The 1,076-nt window shown below is 42.2% G+C and carries 1 protein-coding gene; it reads right to left on the bottom strand.

What is annotated here, in order from left to right; all coding sequences use genetic code 11:
- On the bottom strand, positions 1-992 hold a 992-nt coding region (locus GJU40_RS20445), incomplete at its 3' end, for an IS4 family transposase (protein ID WP_154309890.1).
- Positions 993-1,076 lie beyond the last annotated feature (84 nt).

Below are 1,076 nucleotides of genomic sequence, written 5' to 3'. Positions count from 1 at the left end.
GTGACACAGTAGGCCGTCATCGCAAAGAAAATCTGATTCCAAATTCCTTGGGGTTTCGTACTTTGTAGTTTAACTAGGCGTAGATGTTGTTTCATCCACTTGAAAAACAGTTCAATGATCCAACGGTGCCGGTACAATTCGGTTACTTCTTCTGCTTTCAAATCCCAACGATTGGTGACGACACGGTATTCTTTCCCCTCTTCATCCGTGAATTCAACAAGACGAAGAGGCTGTTCCATAGATCTGAATTTACTCCCCATGACGACTAAAGCGTCTAGCTTAACCTTACTGCCATTGGGAACTTCATAAGATTTTTTAATGTTCGTCTTATGCTTAGCCTGGATACGCATGGCGAATGGAATTTGGTTTTCCACCCAATAGTCCATTTTTTTGTAATCCACATAGCCGCGGTCCATCACATGGGTGGCATGGGGATCCGTCACGAGCTCAAGCATGACTTCACGATCATCCACATTACCTGTAGAAGGAATAACCTTGTCGGGGTAAGCTGTACCGGGATCCGTTATCACAATCCGAGTATGCAGCTTCACGCAATTACTATGCTTGGTAAAATACGTCCATTTTCCAAGTGTAGGTCCAAGAAGAAGAGAAGAAGAATCTACGAGATGAAGACGACCCAGAGAAGGGATTCCTTTTCTGTTACTCGTCAGCTTATTCAATTGGGCAACAGCGGCAAGAAATAACTGCCGTGGTAGGATGGAAGGCAACGCATTAACTCGACGACATAGTTGAGAAGCACTAATACTAGTAAGGCCAAACAGTTCCTCTGTACCTTCCATGGCACGAATACGCTCTTCTGTTTCCTCGTAGGATTTCCAATTTCCCAATTGCATGGCAACACAAATTCTCATTAAATTAGCAGTGGTCAGTTTTTTTACGCCGTTGTCCAAGAACGAACACTTAAAAGTTTCAAACGGTAAAAAAGAAAGGCATTTACTAAATACGGTCTGATTTGATATAATATCACCCATGAAAGTCTCCTTTATTAGAAGTCACGGATAACGTGGGTTTAGCTTCTAGTTTAGGAGATTTTTTTGCATTCGTCCATAAAAAAT

This window comes from Metabacillus lacus (assembly GCF_009674805.1).
Classification (GTDB): Bacteria; Bacillota; Bacilli; order Bacillales; family Bacillaceae; genus Metabacillus_C; species Metabacillus_C lacus.
The sequence above is the reverse complement of the archived record's forward strand: the minus strand, read 5'-3'. Positions and strand labels throughout refer to the sequence as shown.